The sequence below is a fragment of the Mesorhizobium sp. M7A.F.Ca.MR.176.00.0.0 genome, assembly GCF_004023165.1.
Taxonomy (GTDB): Bacteria; Pseudomonadota; Alphaproteobacteria; order Rhizobiales; family Rhizobiaceae; genus Mesorhizobium.
Genome location: NZ_RZTC01000049.1, coordinates 222 through 19,160 on the forward strand (window position 1 = coordinate 222; position 18,939 = coordinate 19,160).

The 18,939-nt window shown below is 62.2% G+C and carries 22 protein-coding genes and 1 pseudogene; 11 read left to right on the plus strand and 12 right to left on the minus strand.

Annotated features, from left to right (window positions below; all coding sequences use genetic code 11):
• Positions 1-500: pseudogene (locus EOB59_RS17665) on the minus strand (LysR family transcriptional regulator); the annotation flags it as partial.
• A 111-nt stretch (positions 501-611) separates the two neighbouring features.
• Between EOB59_RS17665 and EOB59_RS17670 the strand changes: the two are divergent.
• The 3 genes from EOB59_RS17670 to EOB59_RS17680 all read left to right on the plus strand — a co-directional run bounded on the left by EOB59_RS17670 (position 612) and on the right by EOB59_RS17680 (position 1,954).
• Complete coding sequence (locus tag EOB59_RS17670; protein WP_127268106.1) at positions 612-1,247, plus strand: FMN-dependent NADH-azoreductase; 636 nt, start codon at positions 612-614, stop codon at positions 1,245-1,247.
• Positions 1,248-1,417: 170 nt separating this feature from the next.
• Complete coding sequence (locus EOB59_RS17675; RefSeq protein ID WP_127256140.1) at positions 1,418-1,657, plus strand: CopG family ribbon-helix-helix protein; 240 nt, start codon at positions 1,418-1,420, stop codon at positions 1,655-1,657.
• 3 nt (positions 1,658-1,660) lie between these two features.
• The gene (locus EOB59_RS17680) at positions 1,661-1,954 is read left to right on the plus strand and encodes a type II toxin-antitoxin system RelE/ParE family toxin (protein WP_127268105.1); all 294 of its coding nucleotides are present in this window, start codon (positions 1,661-1,663) and stop codon (positions 1,952-1,954) included.
• Positions 1,955-1,974: 20 nt separating this feature from the next.
• On the opposite strand, the gene EOB59_RS17685 is transcribed toward EOB59_RS17680, so the two are convergent.
• On the minus strand, positions 1,975-2,274 hold the full coding sequence (locus tag EOB59_RS17685) for an AzlD family protein (RefSeq protein WP_128288896.1): 300 nt from the start codon (positions 2,272-2,274) through the stop codon (positions 1,975-1,977).
• Positions 2,271-3,005, minus strand: coding sequence for an AzlC family ABC transporter permease (locus EOB59_RS17690; protein ID WP_127399415.1), 735 nt, complete (start codon positions 3,003-3,005; stop codon positions 2,271-2,273). Before EOB59_RS17690 ends, EOB59_RS17685 begins: the two co-directional genes overlap by 4 nt.
• A gap of 170 nt (positions 3,006-3,175) precedes the next feature.
• On the opposite strand from EOB59_RS17690, the gene EOB59_RS17695 reads away from it, so the two are divergent.
• The 5 genes from EOB59_RS17695 (at position 3,176) to EOB59_RS17715 (ending at position 6,511) form a co-directional block, all read left to right on the plus strand.
• On the plus strand, positions 3,176-3,634 hold the full coding sequence (locus EOB59_RS17695; protein ID WP_127268102.1) for an Lrp/AsnC family transcriptional regulator: 459 nt from the start codon (positions 3,176-3,178) through the stop codon (positions 3,632-3,634).
• Between the two features lie 124 nt (positions 3,635-3,758).
• Positions 3,759-4,961: an MFS transporter gene (locus EOB59_RS17700; protein WP_128288897.1), complete on the plus strand. Its 1,203-nt coding sequence runs from the start codon at positions 3,759-3,761 to the stop codon at positions 4,959-4,961.
• Positions 4,962-5,258: 297 nt separating this feature from the next.
• Entirely contained in the window at positions 5,259-5,522 is a 264-nt protein-coding gene (locus EOB59_RS17705) for a YMGG-like glycine zipper-containing protein (protein ID WP_127268100.1), read from the plus strand.
• Positions 5,523-5,573: 51 nt separating this feature from the next.
• Positions 5,574-6,209 (plus strand): outer membrane lipoprotein carrier protein LolA, encoded by a 636-nt coding sequence (locus tag EOB59_RS17710; protein ID WP_127396260.1) that lies wholly within the window; start codon positions 5,574-5,576, stop codon positions 6,207-6,209.
• A 92-nt stretch (positions 6,210-6,301) separates the two neighbouring features.
• Positions 6,302-6,511 carry a hypothetical protein gene (locus EOB59_RS17715; protein WP_127326295.1) on the plus strand — a complete coding sequence of 70 codons (210 nt, stop codon included), beginning with the start codon at positions 6,302-6,304 and terminating at the stop codon, positions 6,509-6,511.
• Positions 6,512-6,596: 85 nt separating this feature from the next.
• Here the strand turns inward: EOB59_RS17715 and EOB59_RS17720 are convergent, their stop codons facing one another.
• Complete coding sequence (locus tag EOB59_RS17720; protein WP_127326294.1) at positions 6,597-6,896, minus strand: HlyU family transcriptional regulator; 300 nt, start codon at positions 6,894-6,896, stop codon at positions 6,597-6,599.
• Between the two features lie 112 nt (positions 6,897-7,008).
• Positions 7,009-7,698 carry a PadR family transcriptional regulator gene (locus EOB59_RS17725; protein WP_127326293.1) on the minus strand — a complete coding sequence of 230 codons (690 nt, stop codon included), beginning with the start codon at positions 7,696-7,698 and terminating at the stop codon, positions 7,009-7,011.
• A gap of 87 nt (positions 7,699-7,785) precedes the next feature.
• Between EOB59_RS17725 and EOB59_RS36430 the strand changes: the two genes are divergently transcribed.
• Positions 7,786-7,911 carry a DUF2798 domain-containing protein gene (locus tag EOB59_RS36430; RefSeq protein ID WP_128288898.1) on the plus strand — a complete coding sequence of 42 codons (126 nt, stop codon included), beginning with the start codon at positions 7,786-7,788 and terminating at the stop codon, positions 7,909-7,911.
• A gap of 65 nt (positions 7,912-7,976) precedes the next feature.
• On the opposite strand, the gene EOB59_RS17735 is transcribed toward EOB59_RS36430, so the two are convergent.
• The 7 genes from EOB59_RS17735 to EOB59_RS17765 all read right to left on the minus strand — a co-directional run bounded on the left by EOB59_RS17735 (position 7,977) and on the right by EOB59_RS17765 (position 15,550).
• Positions 7,977-8,345 carry a DCC1-like thiol-disulfide oxidoreductase family protein gene (locus tag EOB59_RS17735; RefSeq protein WP_128288899.1) on the minus strand — a complete coding sequence of 123 codons (369 nt, stop codon included), beginning with the start codon at positions 8,343-8,345 and terminating at the stop codon, positions 7,977-7,979.
• Entirely contained in the window at positions 8,346-9,410 is a 1,065-nt protein-coding gene (locus EOB59_RS17740) for a DMT family transporter (protein WP_128288900.1), read from the minus strand. It abuts the gene before it with no gap.
• A 65-nt stretch (positions 9,411-9,475) separates the two neighbouring features.
• Positions 9,476-9,769 (minus strand): GYD domain-containing protein, encoded by a 294-nt coding sequence (locus EOB59_RS17745; protein ID WP_128288901.1) that lies wholly within the window; start codon positions 9,767-9,769, stop codon positions 9,476-9,478.
• A 282-nt stretch (positions 9,770-10,051) separates the two neighbouring features.
• Entirely contained in the window at positions 10,052-10,537 is a 486-nt protein-coding gene (locus tag EOB59_RS17750) for a hypothetical protein (RefSeq protein WP_128288902.1), read from the minus strand.
• Between the two features lie 116 nt (positions 10,538-10,653).
• Positions 10,654-12,675 carry an RNA polymerase sigma factor RpoD gene (rpoD, locus tag EOB59_RS17755; RefSeq protein ID WP_013530149.1) on the minus strand — a complete coding sequence of 674 codons (2,022 nt, stop codon included), beginning with the start codon at positions 12,673-12,675 and terminating at the stop codon, positions 10,654-10,656.
• Between the two features lie 423 nt (positions 12,676-13,098).
• Complete coding sequence (gene dnaG, locus EOB59_RS17760; protein WP_128288903.1) at positions 13,099-15,033, minus strand: DNA primase; 1,935 nt, start codon at positions 15,031-15,033, stop codon at positions 13,099-13,101.
• 136 nt (positions 15,034-15,169) lie between these two features.
• Positions 15,170-15,550, minus strand: a complete 381-nt coding sequence (locus EOB59_RS17765) for an RcnB family protein (protein WP_128288904.1) — start codon at positions 15,548-15,550, stop codon at positions 15,170-15,172.
• Between the two features lie 388 nt (positions 15,551-15,938).
• Here EOB59_RS17765 and EOB59_RS17770 point away from each other — a divergent pair, with 388 nt between their 5' ends.
• On the plus strand, positions 15,939-17,603 hold the full coding sequence (locus tag EOB59_RS17770) for a Na/Pi cotransporter family protein (RefSeq protein WP_127322913.1): 1,665 nt from the start codon (positions 15,939-15,941) through the stop codon (positions 17,601-17,603).
• A gap of 146 nt (positions 17,604-17,749) precedes the next feature.
• On the plus strand, positions 17,750-18,934 hold the full coding sequence (locus EOB59_RS17775; protein WP_127326287.1) for an MFS transporter: 1,185 nt from the start codon (positions 17,750-17,752) through the stop codon (positions 18,932-18,934).
• The last annotated feature ends 5 nt before the right edge of the window (positions 18,935-18,939 follow it).

Consider the following 18,939-nt stretch of genomic DNA (forward strand, 5'->3'; position numbering starts at 1 on the left):
CATGAAGCCGATGCGCACGAGATGCACATCGACATCGCCCAGCAGGCCGCCAATGCCAAGGTCGGCCTGCCCGCTGACGACATGATCGGGGATCAGGCCGAGGTACCGATATGCAGGCGCAGCATCACGGTCGGAAACTGCGCCTCGAACGCCTTCAGCACCCGCACCAGCACCGGCGACGGCAACGCTGCGTCGACCGACAGCGCGACTTCAGCCTCGAGCCCTTGGTGATGGCCGTCGACGCGCGAACGGATGCGCTGCAGCACGCCGATCATGCGCCGCGCATCCTCCAGCATCGCCCGGCCGATCTCGGTCAGTTGCGGCTCGCGGGTACCCTCGCGCTCGAACAGTTTCAGCCCCAGCTGCGCCTCGAGATTGGCTATGCCGTAGCTGATGACGGACTGTGCCCGATTGAGCCTGCGGCCGGCGGCCGAGAAGCTGCCGGCTTCGGCGACTGTCACAAAGATCTGAAGTTGATCGAGCGTCGGATTGGGCTGCATCGTGATATCTAACTTATAGATGGATCGTATAGAAAATATACCAGTTTATTGAATGGATCGAAAGCCCCATATCTGGCGGGACAAATCATTCCAACCGCTGGAGAGCCCAAAATGTCCATTCTTCTCATCACTTCGAGCCCGCGCGGCGCCGCCTCCCATTCGACCCGCATCGCTACCGAATTCGCTGAAAAGCTCGTCGCCGCCGATCCGTCGAACACGCTCGTCGTGCGCGACCTCGTCGCCAATCCGCTCCCCCATATCGACGCCGACTACGCGAGCGGCATCTACGTGCCGGCGGAAGCGCGCACTGCGCGCCAGGCTGAGGTCGTCGGCGTCTCCGATGTCGTGCTCGACGAGCTGTTTGCTGCCGACACCGTGATCCTGGCCACAGGCTTCATCAACTTCAACATCTCCTCGACGCTGAAGTCCTGGGTCGATCATATCTCTCGTTCCGGCAAGAGCTTTTCCTATGGCGAGAACGGCCCCAAGGGTCTCGTCACCGGCAAGAAGGTCTATATCGTGCTGGCTTCGGGCGGCATCTATTCCGAAGGTGCGGCCGTGCAGTTCGATCACGCCATTCCCTACCTGCGCGGCGTGCTCGGCTTCCTCGGCATGACCGATGTCGATGTCATCCGTATCGAAGGCGTCGGCATGGGTCCTGACGCGGTGACCGCAGCGCTCGCCAAGGCGACCGCCAAGGTCGATGCCGTGGTGGCAGCCAGCCAGGGTGTCGCGGCTGCCGCATAGGGAAAAGACTTAAATTGGAGGGCAGGCGCTTGGCGCCCGCCCTTTTTCAATGCGCTCCCCGCTTGTTTTCCTGACAGTAAACAGCGCGAAGCGACCAGAGTCCTTTGGGTGTGACTTGACGATCCACCTTGGTTCACTCACAATCACAATGAACCAAGTGGATCGAAACCATGACGGCTTTCACCGTACGCCTCCCCGACGACACGACAAACAGGCTCGACCAACTTGCCGAAAAGCTCGATCGCTCGCGCTCTTATGTGGCCGCCAAGGCCATCGAAGACTTTGTAGCTCGTCAAGAGTGGCAACTCGCTGAGATAGAGGCCGGATTGGCCGAGGCCGAGCGCGGTGAGTTCGCCAGCGAACAAGAGTTGGCCGCCGTGATCGGGAAATACGTCAAGCCCGCCGGCTGATCCATGAGCCGCAAGACAATCCGTTGGACCAAGCGGGCTTTGCGTCGGCTTGGCGAAATCGGCGCGCATATCGAGAAAGACAGTCCCGAAGCTGCCGCCCGTGTCATTGGGCGCATCTTGTCCGCAGCGGAGTTGCTTACCGAACAGCCGGCTATGGGTCGCGTTGGACGCATCAAGGCGACGCGAGAACTCGTTTTGGCCGATATCCCATATATCGTCCCCTATCGCGTAAGCGAAGATGCCGTCGAAATACTTACCGTCATACATGCCGCCCAACAGTGGCCAAAGAGCCTCTAAGCCAACTGGCCGCTGCCTTTCTAGCCGATGAAATGCCTGAGCAACCCCGCCGAAGCGACTCCGATCAGCACAGTCGGCAGCATGGAAAGCCGCGTGGCGGCCACCAGCGTAACAGCCAGCGCCAGAATATCCGCCGGGAACTTCGACACGAAGGCCGGTGCGATGACCGCAATCAGCACGCAACCGGGCGCAGCTTCCATCACAGCCGTGGCACGCCCGCTGAGCGTACGGTTGCGCAGCACGACATAGCCGCCGATGCGCGTGAGATAAGTGACGCCGGCCATCAGCACGATGGTGAAAAAGGTCGTTGCATCGATCATGCATCACTCGCCATCAGCCAGGCCGCGACCAGACCCGACATGGCGCCCGCGGCGACATACCAGGCGCCGGGAACGAAGAGATAGACCAGTGCCGCCACGACCAGGCTGACCAGCCAGGGTCGCGCCGCCGCCATCCCCGTCCACATGCCGCGCATCAGCACCAGGAAGACAGCCGGGAACGCCATGTCGAAACCATAGGCCCCGACGTCGCCGAGCATCGGACCGAGCAAGGCACCCAGCGTGGTGAAGACCACCCAGGTGAGATACATCGCCAGCGCCGCGCCCATATAGTAGCGCGGGCTGAAGGCCGGCATGATGCCGGCAGCAGTGCGCTGTCTGGCATCGGCCAGGCCCAGCGCCCAGCTCTCGTCGCACATAAAGAAAAGCGCCGGAAACACCTTGCGCCGCGGCAGGTGGCGCAGGAACGGCGCTAGTGCCGCACCCATCAGCAAATGACGGCTGTTGACCAGGAAGGTGATGGCGACGATGAGCACGATGTGCGGCGGCGACGTCCACAATTGGATCGCCGCGAATTCCGAACCGCCGGCGAAATTCAGCCCTGTCATCGCGGACAGTTCGACCGTGCTCAGCCCTTTTTGCGTGGCCTGGGCGCCGAGCACCAGCGCATAGGGTATGGTGCCGAACAGCACCGGCGCGCAGGACGCCACGCCACGGCGGAATTCGGATCGCGAACCATTGCCCGCCGCCTCGACTGCCTGTGAAATGCTCATGTGTCTCCACTGGCGCGCCTCGCGGCCGCCGCTGCCCTGCGTTTGAACTCTCATGACACTGGCGGCAAACATACCCACAATTCTCCGCAATATGGTTGCGAATATTGTTGTACTTCAACTAGGTTCGGCATTGAGTGCCATTAATTCCAAAATAGATGGAATCTAGAGCCATGAAGCTGGATGAGATCGACAAGCGGATCCTGCGGGCGCTGCAGCGCGACGGCCGCATGGCCAACAACGATCTGGCCAAAGAGGTCGGCCTGTCGCCCTCGCCTTGCCTGCGGCGCGTGAAGCTGCTGGAGGAAGCCGGCATCATCGATCGCTACGTCGCAGTGCTGAACCCCGGCAGCATCGGCAAGGGCCTCACCTTCTTCACCCGCATCTGGCTGAAAACGCAGGATGAGGACACGATCGAGCATTTCGCCACCGAAGTCGCCAAGCTGCCGCAGGTGATGGAGTGCTATTTGATGCTCGGCGATTGCGACGCCATGGTGCGCGTGGTGGCGGCCGGCATCGACGATTACCGCCGCTTCCAGTCGGAGCATCTGAGCCGCATCAAGGGCGTGCAGAACGTCAAGACCGACGTCCCCAGCCAGACGATCAAATACACGTCGGAACTGCCGATCTGAGCTGCCGAAAACGGCGTCACATCAAACTGGATAAAAAATGCAACCGGATTGTAGGATCGAACCCGGTGCCGGCGTCCTTCGTGCAAGCAGCGCGCAGCGCTGCCTTTAGGCATGGGAGATTTGAATGAGCCTTTCCTATCGTTGGGTCATCGTCGCCGCTGGCGCGCTGATGTCCTGTGTCGCCATCGGGACGATGTTTTCGCTGGCGATATTCCTGGAGCCGATGGCGATCGACACCAACTGGTCGCGCGCCGGCATTTCCAGCGCCATGACGCTCAACTTCCTGGTGATGGGCCTTGGTGGCTTCGCCTGGGGCGCGATATCGGACCGTTTTGGCGCCCGCATCGTCGTGATGATCGGCGCGGTGCTGCTCGGGTTGGCGCTGGTGCTGGCCAGCCGCGCCGGTTCGCTGCTGAGCTTCCAGATCACCTATGGCGTGCTGGTCGGTCTCGCGGCAAGCGCCTTTTTCGCGCCGATGATCGCGCTGACCACGGGCTGGTTCGACACCAACCGCAGCCTTGCCGTCTCACTGGTCTCGGCCGGCATGGGCGTGGCGCCGATGACGATCTCGCCCTTCGCCCGCTGGTTGATCTCCGCCTATGACTGGCGCACCGCCATGTTCGACATCGGCATTACCGCCTGGGTGCTGCTGTTGCCGGTGGTGCTGCTGGTGCGCCAGCCGCCGAAGCCCGTCCTGGTCGACACCGGCTCCGCGCCGGTTGCCGAAGGTGCCGGCCTGACAGTCGGCCAGGCGCTGCGCTCGCCGCAATTCATCGTGCTCGGGCTGACCTTCTTTGCCTGCTGCGCGGCGCATTCCGGACCGATCTTCCATATGGTCAGCTATGCCATGCTGTGCGGCGTCGCCCCCATGGCAGCGGTCTCGATCTACAGTGTCGAAGGTCTGGCAGGCCTTGGCGGCCGGCTCTTCTACGGCGTGCTGGCCGACCGGCTGGGCGTCAAGCCGGTGCTGATCGCGGGCCTGGCGATCCAGGCGATCGTCATTGCCGCCTATCTGTCGATCAGCCAGCTTGAGCAGTTCTACATGCTGGCCGTTATCTTCGGTGCCACCTATGGCGGCGTCATGCCGCTCTATGCGGTGCTGGCGCGCGAATATTTCGGCCAGCGCATCCTCGGCACCGTGTTCGGCGCCGCCACCATGCTGTCCAGCCTCGGCATGGCATTGGGACCGCTTGCCGGCGGCATGGTGTTCGATGCCTACGCCAACTATTCCTGGCTGTTCATCGGCTCGGCTCTTATCGGGCTCGGCGCGGTCGGCATCGCCATCGCGTTCCCGCCACTGCCACGCAGGGAACTGCAGCCGGCTTAGTTCGGGTCGACTTCCAAACCTTGCTGGCCAGGCGCGCAATCAGCCTGGCCCGTTCGGTTCGCCGCGGATCCTGTCCCCTGTTTCATCCGCTCCCCCTTGTGCGAGTGCGGAAGTCCCCGGCCACGTTTGCACCAAGCGCGACCTTCGCGCACCCGTCCACACCAGTGAGGGTACCACTTGAGCCGAAGGCGCGCGGCTCCGCCACGGCCAGGCTTGAATGGCAGGCAACGGTCGATGGATCGAAAAGCTCTCTTAAGCATTTAAGCTTTGGCTAATAGTAGCCTCAGGAGAGAAACGATGAAAAAGACGCTGCTCATTTTGAGCCTGCTCATTCCGCTCTCGGCGTGCTCCCGTACCGAACAAGGCGCCGCCGTCGGCGGCTTGGGTGGCGCGGCCGTAGGCGCCGCAGTGGCCGGAGACCCTGTGGAAGGGGCGGTTGTTGGCGGTGCGGTGGGAGCGATAGCCGGGGCCGTCATCGGCCACGCCAGCGAAGCCGGCCAGTGCAGATATCGTGATCGGTACGGCCGGGTTTACGTCGCGCGGTGCCCGGACGGCTACTGATCTCAAGACGCGTGATCTCCTTCGATCACGCGTCTGCTTGGGGTTAATCGAATGGCCTATCGGATCAAAAAGTTGCCGGGTTTCTTGTTTGCCGCTGTCGGCGCTGCCGCGTTGAATATCGCGTCCACGATTGCGATTTCGGCCGCGCTGGTTGATGCGAAGACGATTGCCGATCACTTCTCATCGGTGAAATCTATGTCAGGGGATTTCGTGCAGTCGGGCCCGAAGGCGGAAAGAAAACATGGCAGGTTTTTTCTCCAACGCCCGGGCAAGATCCGGTTCAATTATGCTGGCCAATCTGGGATCAGCGTGATTGCGGATGGTAAATCCCTGGTGGTTTACAACAGGAAACTGAAGACATCGCGGCTCTATGCTCTCTCGAAGACGCCGCTGAAGCTGCTGCTCGACAACAAGGTCGACTTCTCCGGCAGTCGCCTCAAGAGCATCAGAGACGACGGCGCCCAAGTTACCGTCAAGCTGGCCGACAGATCGGCTTTCGGCAACTCGAACATCTCCATGGTGTTCGACAGAAAATCGCTCGATCTGCGCAGATGGAGCCTCACCGACGAGAAGGGACTTACCACAACGGTGACTATATCAAATGTGAAGCAGGGCGTTCGCGCTCCCGAGGGCACCTTCGTTATCGATTATGCGGCGAACCGTGAATTCAACACCACAACGAAATAGCGGCGGCCGCAGAATGGTCACAGCACCGGAACCAATATGATCAGCGGCGGTTTAATCCGTGAAGGGACCGGAACCGCAAAGGACGCGGCACAATGATTGAAATTCACAGCATCGAAGCGGCCAACGCCAGACTGCGCATAAGGAGAGCTGAGCACTCTCTGAAGCGCGCGAATGACTTGCTGGACGAGGAAGGCGGCGTCGCTCTTAATCTGGCATTGTGCGGCCGGATAAGGGCCGCGAGAAGGCATCTGATCGAGGCCAGGACCCGCCTGATGACGATCGATCCCGCCAGGACGAGTTGATCCGCCGGCGGTCGTAGGTCAACCCGGACCGAGAGGTCCATCGTGGTGCAAAGACCGGCATGGTTAGGCAGTGCCCTGCTGGGATCTACCCAAAAATCCGGTCGCCCTGCTCGTCGACCAGTTGGATGCCCTTTTTGATCGAGATGTCGACGGCATCGTCGAGCCCGGCGAAACGGTCTGCGCGGATGAATTTGTGTTCCTTCACCACACCGTCGATCTCCTTGGAGACGACGCCGCACGTCTGGTACTGGCCATCCGCCTTGTAGGGCGTGGCGCTGATCAGGAAGCCCTTGTGCTCGACCTGCTTGGCTGGCGCTGCACTCGTCGGCTCAGCCGCCTGGGTTCCGCCGCCACCACCGCCGAAAAGACGCTTCAGAAAAGACATCGGGCTTCCTCCAACAGCATTCATCCCGCACCATGTAGAGTGACGCGGGATGAATTTCACTATCGGTCCTTGGCCCAGCGGGCAAGGGCTGCGTCCGGTCGGCTGGACAAGCTTACTTGTGCGACAGCGCTTCCAGCGCCTCGGCGGCGCCTTCGAGGATGGCGATCGCCTCGGCCTGCTTGTCGGCCGGGGCGTCGACGAAGTCACCCAGAGCCGCGCGCAGCCGGTGGCGGACTGCGCGGAATTCGTCGCGCGCTTCCGAACGATCCCCGCGGCTACCCCGGCCGCCACGACGCCCGCCCTCTTCACTCTCGTCGTTCCAGCCGAACCAGTCGCGCGCCTTGGCCATTTTGCGGCCGAAGCGCTCGAGATGGTCGAGCACGCCATCGATCATCTCGCGGTTGTCGGCGAGATGCGCCTGACCAGCTTCGGTGATCGAAAACACCTTCTTGTTGCCGTCGGCGGCGGAGGCGGCATAGCCGGCCTCTTCCAGGAAGGTCAGCGTCGGGTAGACCACGCCCGGGCTCGGGCTGTAGATGCCGCTGGTGCGCTCTTCCAGGGCCTTGATGATGTCGTAGCCGTGGCGCGGCGCCTCGGCCAGCAGCGACAACGTGATCAGCTTGAGGTCGCCGTCGGCCAGCATGCGCCCGGCGCGGAACATGTCGCCCGGGCCGCCGCGCCCGCCACCGCGACCGCCCTGCCCGAACGGGCCAAAACCGCCGCCCCCTCTGCCACCAAATTTGCCGGCCATGTGCATGAACATGCGTTCGCCGAAATGATTGTTCCCAAAATGTTTGTGCATTGATTGCTCCTTGAGTTGTATCTTACGATATATCTTAATTAGGCAGATCAATCGATGGAGTCAAGATATATCTTACGATGTATCTGAATGCGGCGCCAGAGGCTTGCTTTCAGGCCTGGGAGCAGTCTGGTAGTGGCGTTTCCAACGCTGCTGCTGGTCCTGCCGATAGTACGCCGCATCGTCGGCGCGCTGTGCGAGCCGGCCAGCCGATAGCGCGCACGAAAAGGTCCGGAGATGTCCTCCGGACCTTTGCGCTTCTGGTCATCAATGACGAACGGCTACCAGCGGCCCTCGCGGCGGTTCCAGGCATAGAGAAGATCGGCGAAGCGGTCGTAGGCAAAGCGTGTCACCGGCAAGGCAAACGGATTGCCGAACACCATCGCCAGCCAGCCTTCGCCCGGCGTGACCTTCCACACGGCGATGGCAACGTCGGCGCCGACCAGCAGCCTGCCCGCCGCATCGGTGGCGTGAAGCCGGCGGCGGATATCCTCAAGCGACGCGCCAAGTCCGGCAAGCGCTGCCGGTTCAAGATTGATGTCTCGGAACTCGATCCGCCCGGCCTTGACCGCCTCGATCAGCCGCCGCTTCTGCCTGCTGATACCGGCATCGCAGACCGGGCAGCGCGTGTTGTACCAGACGGTCAGCATCTATCCGTGGCCATGCCTGTGGTGCAGGTCGGGATAATGTGGATGCCGGTGGCGCATCGGCGCATGCCGATGCCAGTGCGAATGCGGCTCGTCCACCGGCCCATCATGATGGTGCTGGTGGTGCTCGTCATGCACATGGCTGTGCTCGTGTTCCAGTTCCTCATGGTCGTGCTCATGCTCATGGCGTTCCGACAAATGCAGCCATAGGCCAACGCCCATCAGAACTCCGGCGGCCGCAAGCTTGAGCGTGACGGCGTCACCCAGGATGGCGATTGCCAGCAACGCGCCGATGAAGGGAGCGAGCGAGTAATAGGCCCCTGTCCGGGCGGTGCCCAGATGACGCAGCGCCACGATGAACATCACCAGGCTGACCCCGATGCCGAAGAAACCGACTGCCGCGGTCGCTGCAATGACCGACGTCGGGGGAAACAAGGCCCCGCCGGCAAGCGCCAGCCCGACATTGACGACACCCGCCACCAGCCCTTTGAGCATGGCGATCACCACCGGGTCGGTGGCGGAGATCCTGCGCGTGAAATTGTTGTCGATCCCCCAGGCCAGACAAGCCCCTGCCACCATCAGGGCGCCACGGTTGAAGGCGACGCCCTCACCTTGCCACGACAGAAGAATGGCACCCGCCAGAATGGCGAAGGCGCCCAGAAGCAGGCGTCGGTCGACATTCTCGCGATAGACGAGCCAAGCGATCGCCATCGTCGCCAGCCCTTCCAGATTGAGCAGCAGCGCCGAACTGGACGCCGTGTTGAGGGTCAAGCCGAACATCAGCAGCACTGGCGCGATGATGCCGCCCATGCCGATTGCCAGCGCCAGCCAGGGAATATCTCCAGCGGTCAGTTGTGCTTCCCCGGCCGCGGCCTGCCTGCCCCGAAGCAGACGATACAGAGCAAGGCCGAGACCGGCACCGAGATAGAGCAGCCCGGCCAGCATGAAGGGATTGACGCCATCAAGCAGCAGCTTGCTGAGCGGCGGCGTCGCCCCGAACAAGGCGGCCGAGCCAAGCGCCAGCGGCACGCCGGGCCAAAGATGCGAATGGGAATGCGGTTCGGACATGGCTACATCCTAACGCAAGCTCCCCAGGAATGGCGACGCACTTTGCGCGCTGTTTCGCCACGGCTCTATCCGAGCGAGGTGATGATCTCGCGGTAGGCGAATTCGGGGAAGGCCTTCAGCGTCCGCGTCCTGACATTGCCGGCCGCCGCCAGCATCAGCGAGAAACGCGCCAGCACTGCGTCGTCGGGCGCTTCGACCACCGCCACCATGTCGTATTCGCCCATGGTCAGGTAAAACGCCTTGAACGATCCGCCCATGTCTCCGAGCTGCTTTCTGGCGGCGTCGAGCCGCTTCGGTGACTCGCGCACGTTTCTGGCGCCCTGCTCCGTCCAGTTCATCAGCACGATGTAGCTTGTCATGGCACACCTCCCTCCGGGACCACGGAGCACGGCGGCTTCACCGGGGCGGGCATCCGGGTTGTCGCCCAGAAAATGCATCCGATACGAAATTATCCTCCTGCGGCGAACGTCCTGCAAGGACTAATGCACCGGCGCCCGATTGCTGGGTGAAGGCGAGCCTCGTGCCAGGCGCCAAGGAGGCAGCGTTATGGTTCGATTGAGATCGGCGACCGGGGCGGCATCATCGTCAAGGGGACACGGCTGAACATGCCATTGTAAGGACAATCCCCACGGGAATTGCAGTTAGTGAACAACATCAATTTCGGCCGCAAAAAGCCCATCCGCCGTGCCACGCCCGGTCAACACGACCCGAGTTCCCTGATGAAGTGTCTTACGAAAGTCGTCCGGGATACCGCATAGAGTGCCGGTCATCATCGGCATGCCCGTCAGGTCGACTCTATTCGGACAGCGGTAGGACCAACCCGCCGTATCTTTGACGGAGAATTCGAGTTGCGTATGCTTCCCCATCAGTGCTGCTAGCCAGAGCGGGTATGCAGTCAGGACGGTTGCACGGACATAACCGCCAAAAACGAAAGGCAACACAATAACGCTAAAACCAGAAAGGATGAGGGCCTTGATGGACACCTGCGGGGCGTCGAAGTCCTTTGCAAACTTTCGGCAGCAAAGAACAAGAATTAAGCAGCCAGCAGGGATAGCAATCGATTTCGCGATCGTATTGTGGTCGCTCACATAACCTTGCGACGGCACAAAAGAATAGCCGGAGATCATGGCTCCAACAAGAACCGCTCCATGAATAGTAAGGCCGACAAGACAGAGGAAAAAAATCCAGAAGAGACAGCGGCGTAGCGGTCGTCTCTCTGTTGTCTCCTCCACGGAAGCCTAGCCTAACTGTCCAGGAAGCTGCGCAGCTTGCGGCTCCGGCTCGGGTGCTTGAGCTTGCGCAGCGCCTTGGCTTCGATCTGGCGGATACGCTCGCGGGTGACCGAGAACTGCTGGCCGACCTCTTCCAGCGTGTGGTCGGTGTTCATGCCGATGCCGAAGCGCATTCTGAGCACGCGCTCCTCGCGCGGCGTCAGCGAGGCCAGCACGCGCGTGGTGGTTTCGCGCAGATTGGCTTGGATCGCCGCATCGATCGGCAGGATCGCCATCTTGTCCTCGATGAAATCGCCCAGATGCGAATCCTCCTCGTCGCCGACCGGCGTTTCGAGCGAGATCGGCTCCTTGGCGATCTTCAGCACCTTGCGCACTTTTTCGAGCGGCATGGCGAGCTTTTCGGCCAGTTCTTCCGGCGTCGGCTCGCGGCCGATCTCATGCAGCATCTGGCGCGAGGTACGCACGATCTTGTTGATCGTCTCGATCATGTGCACCGGAATGCGGATGGTGCGCGCCTGATCGGCGATCGAACGGGTGATCGCCTGCCGGATCCACCACGTCGCGTAGGTCGAGAACTTGTAGCCGCGGCGGTATTCGAATTTGTCGACCGCCTTCATCAGGCCGATATTGCCTTCCTGGATCAGGTCGAGGAACTGCAGGCCGCGATTGGTGTATTTCTTGGCGATCGAGATGACGAGGCGCAGATTGGCTTCGACCATTTCCTTCTTGGCGATCGCCGCTTCGCGCTCGCCTTTCTGCACCTGATTGACGATCTTGCGGAATTCCAGGATCGAGATCGCCGTTTCGGTGGCGAGGTTCTGGATCTCGGCGCGCAGGTCCTTGATCGCATCCTTCTCGTTCTTGGTGAATTCCTTCCAGCCGCGCGAGGTCAGATTGCCGATCGAGCGCGTCCAGTTCGGGTCGAGCTCGGAACCCTGATATTCCTTCAGGAACTCTTCGCGGCGCACGCCGTAGCTTTCGGCCAGCCTGAGCAGCTTGCCTTCGTTCTGCACCAGGCGCTTGTTGATGTCGTAGAGTTGCTCGACCAGCGCCTCGATGCGCGCTGTGTTGAGCGACAGCGACTTCACCGCCTTGATCAACTGGTCCTTGAGCTCCTTCAGCCGGCGGTCCTGGCTGGGCGACAGCGTGCCGGCGGCGGCCAGACGGTTCTCGACCTGCTGGTCCTGCAGCTTGCGCAGCTTTTTGTAGGTGTCGGCGATAACGTCGAGCGTCTCCATCACCTGGGGGCGGAGTTCCGCTTCCATCGCGGCCAGCGACAGGCTCGCTTCGTCCTCGTCTTCGTCGTCGTCATCCGTCAGCCCACGCGTATCGGCGCCGACATTGGTGATGTCGTCTTCGTCGTCGCGCGAACGGCGCGGCTTGTCCTCGACCTTGGCTTCCTCGACGCGCTCGACCACCGGCGCCTGTTTGGCCTCGGGGCCGGCATAGGTGGCTTCGAGATCGATGATCTCACGCAGCAGGATTTTGGATTCGTTGAGTTCGTCGCGCCAGATGATAATGGCCTGGAAGGTCAGCGGGCTTTCGCACAGACCCGCGATCATCGTCTCGCGGCCGGCCTCGATGCGCTTGGCGATGGCAATTTCGCCCTCGCGCGACAACAGCTCGACCGAGCCCATCTCGCGCAGATACATGCGCACCGGATCGTCGGTGCGATCGGTCGGTTCTTTCTTGGTGGTGGTGGCGGCGACCGCGGTGCCGGTCTGCTCAGCCAACTCGTTGGCGTCTTCCTCGGCATCGGCCGCGGTGTCGGCGGCCTCGGGCTCCTCGCCCTGCTCGTCGTCCTCGACCACGTTGATGCCCATGTCGGACAGCATCGCCATCGTGTCCTCGATCTGCTCGGAGGTCACTTCCTCTGAGGGCAGCACCGAATTCAGCTCGTCCATGGTGACATAGCCGCGCTTCTTGGCGGCCTTGATCATCTTCTTGACAGCATCATCGGAAAGGTCGAGCAGAGGGCCATCGGTGGCGCCTTCGCGTTCGGTTTCGACCTCTTCCTTTTCCTTTGTCGCCATAGTCTTTATCTTCTCCTAGCGGCCGAACTTCAAAGCCGCGTAAGCTGTCGGACCAGTCAAATCGGATGCGCTCGCTTATGAAACGCGCTTCACCGGGCCAGTAACTGCATCAACTCGTTTCGTTTGGTGTATGTCGTTGCCCAAATCGGGTTTCCCCTTTTGGGCGACATGCATTAAGTCCAGATTAACCCTGATATCTGTGGCAGGCGGGCTGCCTGTCCAGTGACCAGTACCTCACATCGCTTATTTCCCGTCGACGCGGGTTCGGGTTAACGTTTCGAATCGTCCTGATTCCGCCAATCTGCCAGAAGGTCAAGCGCCTCTCGCATGATTCGCATGAAAAAAGCGAATCAATTACCCGACTTAGCCCGTTACGCGCCATTTGGACGCGCAACGACGCTTTCTCAATTCACTCGCTTCCAACTAAGCTCGCCCAGCCCTGCCCGAGGAGACGCCAAACCCTTCGATCAGCGCTTCCGTGGCCTGCACATCCTGGAATTGCGCCTGAATTTCGATCAGATGCCGGTAGTTTTCGTCTGTGGGATCGGTGGCGAGCGCCGCTTCCGCCTGTTTCAATTCCTTATGTAAGGTGCGCGCGCTGCGCTGCAAGTGCAGCGCCTGGCTGAAAGCATCGCGGGCATCTTCAAGGGCGGCGGTCTCCAGCGCCGGCCATTGCCGCATCCGCCGGATCAGCCCGACGGCCCGCTCCCAGATCTCGGCGCAGCCGGCGCGTTCGATCATCGCAATCACCGCCTGCCGGTCATTGGCCATGTCATGCGCCATTGCATCGAGGATTGCCGCATGCAGCCGCCTCAGGTCGGAGTTGGCGAGATCGAGGAACTCGATATGGGCGAAATTCTCGTCGATCAGCGCCGGATGGTTGATCAACGCGACGATGATCGTCGCCTCGCGCACCGACATCCCCTCGCCGCCGCGTTTGACCAAAGCCGACTGGCCGAGGCTTTCGGTGATCGCAATGCGGCCGCCACCGCCTTTGGCGAACTGCCCGCCGGGCGCGGCCGTCTTGCCCTGGCCCTGTTTCCAGTCCTGCCGACCTTGACGCCCACTGCGCTGCGAGCCGAAGAAGCTCAGCACACGCTCCCGCATCTCCTGCTGGTAGTGGTAGCGCAGGCTTTCGTCGCGGATGCGGCTGGTCAGCTCGCGCAGCGTCTTCTCGAGTTCGGCCCGCCGCTCCGGCGTATCGAAGACGCCGCCCGCCGTCTCACGCATCCACAAAAGGTCGACCAGCGGCCGCGCCTCGGCCAGAACCCGACGAAACGCATCCGGTCCTTCGGCCTTGACCAGATCGTCGGGATCCTTGCCTTCCGGCAGCAGCGCGAAGCGCGCCGAACGGCCGGCCTGCACAGATGGCAGCGCCATATCGGCGGCCCGCCACGCTGCCTTAAGCCCGGCCTTGTCGCCGTCGAAGCACAGCATCGGCTCCGGCGCCATGCGCCAGAGCAGTTCGAGCTGGTTCTCGGTAAGCGCGGTGCCGAGCGGCGCCACGACATTCTCGAAGCCGGCCTGCGCCAGCGCGATCACGTCCATATAGCCTTCGACGGCGATGACCGTGCCGCCCTTGGCCAATGCCTTGCGGGCGCGGGCGAAATTATAGAGTACGTTGCCCTTGTGGAAGAGCTCGGTGTCAGGCGAGTTCATGTATTTGGCCAGCGCGTCCGGCTGCAAAGCACGGCCGCCGAAGGCGATGATCTTGCCCCGGGAATCCGGAATCGGGAACATGATGCGGTCACGGAACCAGTCATAGGAAACCGGGATGTCGTCACCGTGGCGCACCAGTCCACAAGCCTCGATGTCGGCCTTGGGCACGCCCTTGGCGGCGAGATGCTCCTTCAGCGCATTGCGGCTGTCGGGCGCAAAACCGAGCCGGAACGATTGCTGCGTCGCCGGCGTCAGTCCGCGGTCGCGCAGATAGGCACGCGCCTTGGCGCCTTCCGGCCCCTGCAGCCGTTCCTGGAAGAAGGTGGTGGCCATCTCCATGACGTCTGTCAGGCTGGCGCGTTCCTTTTCGCGCCGCTCCTCCTGCGCATCGCGAACCGGCATCGGCACACCGGCCATGTCGGCGATCTTTTCGACCGCTTCGGGAAAGCTCATCCCGTCGAGTTCGGTGAGGAACTTGAAATGATCGCCCGAAACCGAACAGCCGAAACAGTGGTAGCGGCCCTTTTTGTCCTCGCAGTGGAAGGACGGGCTCTTCTCGCCGTGGAACGGACAACAGGCCCAATAGTCGCCGCGCGGCGCGTTGGTTTTCTTCCTGTCCCACGCAACGCGCTGGCCGATCACCGATGAAATCGGCACGCGGTCGCGTATCTCGTCGAGGAAGGCGGGTGGAAAGCGCATCGGGGAACTCGTTTCCCGATTATATAATCATACCCGCGAATTCCGACGACCCTTAATGCGGGCCATACCCGGTTTCCACAGGCAAAAGAGGCGGCCGTTGCGGGCCGCCTCTTTCCAATATCCGCCTGGGGAGCGATCAGTGCGCGGCAAGCGCGCCGAAAATGACGCCGGAGAGCACACCGACCAACACATAGTCGTTGCCGACGCGGATCCATTCCTGGCGGCGGCCGGGACGATGCAGGCCATAGCGGCCGTAGTCGCGGATCGGCTGGTGCTGTCTCCAGCCTGAATATTTATGGCCGTTGCGCCAGTTGTTGCGCTTCACGATGACCTTCTTATGGATGACGCGCTTCTGGATGAAGCGCTTCTTGACATCCCTGTTGGTGGGCTTTTGCCAGTCGACCTTGCTGTAATTCGACTGCGGAGCGTTCGGTGCATTCAGCGGTGCGGCTTGGCCGGTGAGCGACGTAGCGGCCAGCATCGAGAAAGCGAGTGCGGAAAGGACAATGCGTTTCAAGAGAAGTCTCCTTGGTTGTCGATGCCAGAGGAATAGCGGGCCACCGATGAACCGAAACTGAACGCCTGCATTACAATTGCGTAATGAATTCCTTGATTTACCCGATAGAGCTGAACATATTCGCAAAGGTCAGGAGTCTGTCGCGCTGCTAACTCGGCCTATCCGTTGCTTCGCGCCCGCCCCGCAATGCAACCATTTGCGCGTCCGTCCATTTTCCGACACCGCCCGTCGCGCTGCAACGGCCCTTGAAATCGACAAGATTTTATTATCCGGCTAAAATATTCGAGCTATTATAAGCCACCGCCATGAACATGATTCGTACCCTCGTTTTCCCTTCTGATCGCCACGCCAAACAGGACGCGCATCCTGTTTGCATGCGGGGGACGAAATGAGCGGGTCCGTCGTCCTTCTGCATCTGGCCGGCGCCGTGGCGCTGATGCTGTTTGCCACCCGCATGGTGAAGACCGGCGTCGAACGCGCCTATGGCGACGTGCTGCGCCATCGCCTGCGCGCCACCATGCGCAATCCGATCATGGCGGTGCTGGCCGGCACCGGCCTTGCCATCGCCCTGCAAAGCTCCACCGCCGTCACGCTGCTGGTTGGCTCCTTCGCCGGCTCTGGCATCGTCTCGGGCGCCGCGGGCCAATTGGCAGTGCGCGGCGCCGAGATCGGCTCTGCGCTGGTGGTCAAGCTGCTGACCTTCGACCTCACCTTGCTGGTGCCGCTGTGCCTGATCACCGGCACGGTCATGTTCATGGCCACCGAGCGGCGCGACTGGCGCCAGACCGGCCGCATTCTGGTCGGCATCGGCCTTTTGATCCTGTCGCTGGAGATGATCGGACAGGCGTCTGAGCCGCTGCGCAACAGCCAGCTCATGCCGGTCATCATCAACTACTTCTCGACCGATTCCATCACCGCCTATCTGCTGGCGGCGCTGATCACCTGGCTGTTCCAGTCGAGCATCGCGGCGGTGCTGTTGATGGCGACGCTGGCGGGCCGCGGCCTGATCACGCCTGAACTCGGCGTTGTTCTTATCCTCGGCGTCAATCTCGGCTCCTCGATCATCGCGCCGATGCTGACCCGCTCGTCGAGCCCCGAGGTGCGCGTCGTGCCGATCGGCAACCTCCTGATGCGCGGGCTTGGTTCGCTTGTCATGCTGATCCTGGTCATGATCTTCAGGCCGCACTTCGCCTTTCTCGGTTCGACGGCGGCGGACCAGATCGTCAATGCCCACATCCTGTTCAATGTGCTGATCCTGCTCGCCGGCCTGCCGCTGGCAGGGTTTGTCTACCGCGCTTCGGAGAAGATCGTCGCACTTGGCACCAAGCCCGTGCCGGCCGCCTCGCTTGACGTCGTCGAGCTGTCCGCGCTCAACGAAAGCGCGCTCGACGTGCCGAGCCAGGCGCTTGCCAATGCCACCCGCGAGGTGGTGCGGGTCTGCGAGACGATCGAGATCATGCTCAAGCGCATCATCGAACTCTATGAAAGCGCCGACGCCGACAAGATTAAAGCGCTGGCCGCACTCGACGACCGCGTCGACCGCAAGCACGCCGCGATCAAGCTCTACCTCGCCAAGTTGACCAGGAACGCGCTGACCGAGGACGAGGCGCTGCGCTGCCAGGAGCTGATCGGCGCCTGCGTCAAGCTGGAGCAGGTCGGCGACATCATCGTGCGCAACATGCTGGTGCATGTGAAAAAGAAGTTCGAGCGCGGACTGGAATTCACCGACGAGGGCTGGGCCGAGCTGTGCGCCTTCCATAGCTCGGTGCTGGCCAATGCGCGGCTTGCCTTCAACGTTCTGGTGTCGCGCGATCCCGAGACCGCCCGCCAGTTGGTGCTGGAAAAAGACCGGCTTCGCGACCGCGAGAAAGAAACCAGCGCCAGCCATTTCGTGCGCCTGCGCGACGGCACTGCCAAGAGCGTCGAGACCAGCTCGATCCATCTCGACACCATCCGCGACCTGAAGCAGATCAATTCGCTGCTGGCCTCGATGGCCTATCCGGTGCTCGAAGAGCGCGGTCTGCTGACTGGCTCCAGGTTGAAGGCGAGCTGAGAAACAGCCGATCTCCCCCTCGTGGGGAGATTGGCGCTTCATCGCCTCGCGCCCCCACTGAAGAAAACCTAAACCGGCGACAAAAATTTCTGGATTGCCCGCAAAGCCCATCCGTGGTTTGAGGCCATTCCAGCTAAGGCTTCCCCATGTCGCTTCCGCTCATCGCCCTGTTCATTGCCGCCTTTGCTTTCGGCACCACTGAATTCGTCATTGCCGGCGTGCTGCCGCAAGTGGCGGAGGGGCTCGGCGTCTCGGTTCCCTCGGCCGGCTATCTCGTCTCCGGCTATGCCTGCGGCATCGCCATCGGCGGTCCACTGCTGGCGCTCGCCACCAAGTCGCTGTCGCGCAAGAGCCTGCTGCTCGGCCTCGCCATCGCCTTCACCATAGGCCAGGCGGCTTGCGCGCTGGCGCCCGACTTCACCTCGATGCTACTGTTGCGCATTGCCGTGGCGGTCGCGCATGGCGCCTATTTCGGCGTCGCCATGGTCGTCGCCGTGGGTCTCGTGCGCGAGGACCAGCGCGGCATGGCTGTCGCCGTCATCCTGTCTGGCCTCACCGTCTCCAACGTCATCGGCGTGCCGGCCGGCACCGCGATCGGCAACATCTGGGGCTGGCGCGCCACCTTCTGGGTGATGTGCGCGCTCGGCGTGGCGGCGACGCTTGCCATGGCAGCCCTGTTGCCGCGCACCACCGGCTCATCGGCCAGGCCCGCCGGTTTCGCCCGCGAGGTCCGTGTGCTGGCCCGCCAGCAGGTCTGGACTTCGCTGATCCTGATGCTGATGCTGATGATCGGCCAGTTCGGCCTGTTCACCTACATCACCCCGACACTGCTGGAGGTCACCGGGCTCGACGAGAACCTGGTGCCGTGGGTGCTGCTGCTCAACGGCGTCGGCGCCACGCTCGGCGTCTTCCTCGGCGGCAAGCTCTCCGACTGGAAGCTGATGCCGTCATTGATCACCATGCTGGCCTTGCAGGCGGTGACGCTGGCCGTCATCTACGCCGTCAGCCCCTATCCCCTGCCGATGGTTGTGGCGATCGTCGTCTGGGGCGGCCTCAACTTCGCCATCGGCACACCGATCCAGACCCGCATCCTGGCCTGGACGGCGGACGCCTCGAACCTCGCCTCGTCGCTCATTCCGTCCGGCTTCAATGTCGGCATCGCGCTGGCCGCGTCGTTGGGCGCCGCGATGCTGAACAGCGGCTATGGCTACCGCAGCCTGCCGCTGCTGGGCGCCATCGCCATGCTGGTCGCCGTCGCGGTGGCGCTGGCATCCTATGTCTGGGAAGGGCGCAGCAACGCCACGCCGCCGCTGACGGCTCCGGCGGAATAGACCAC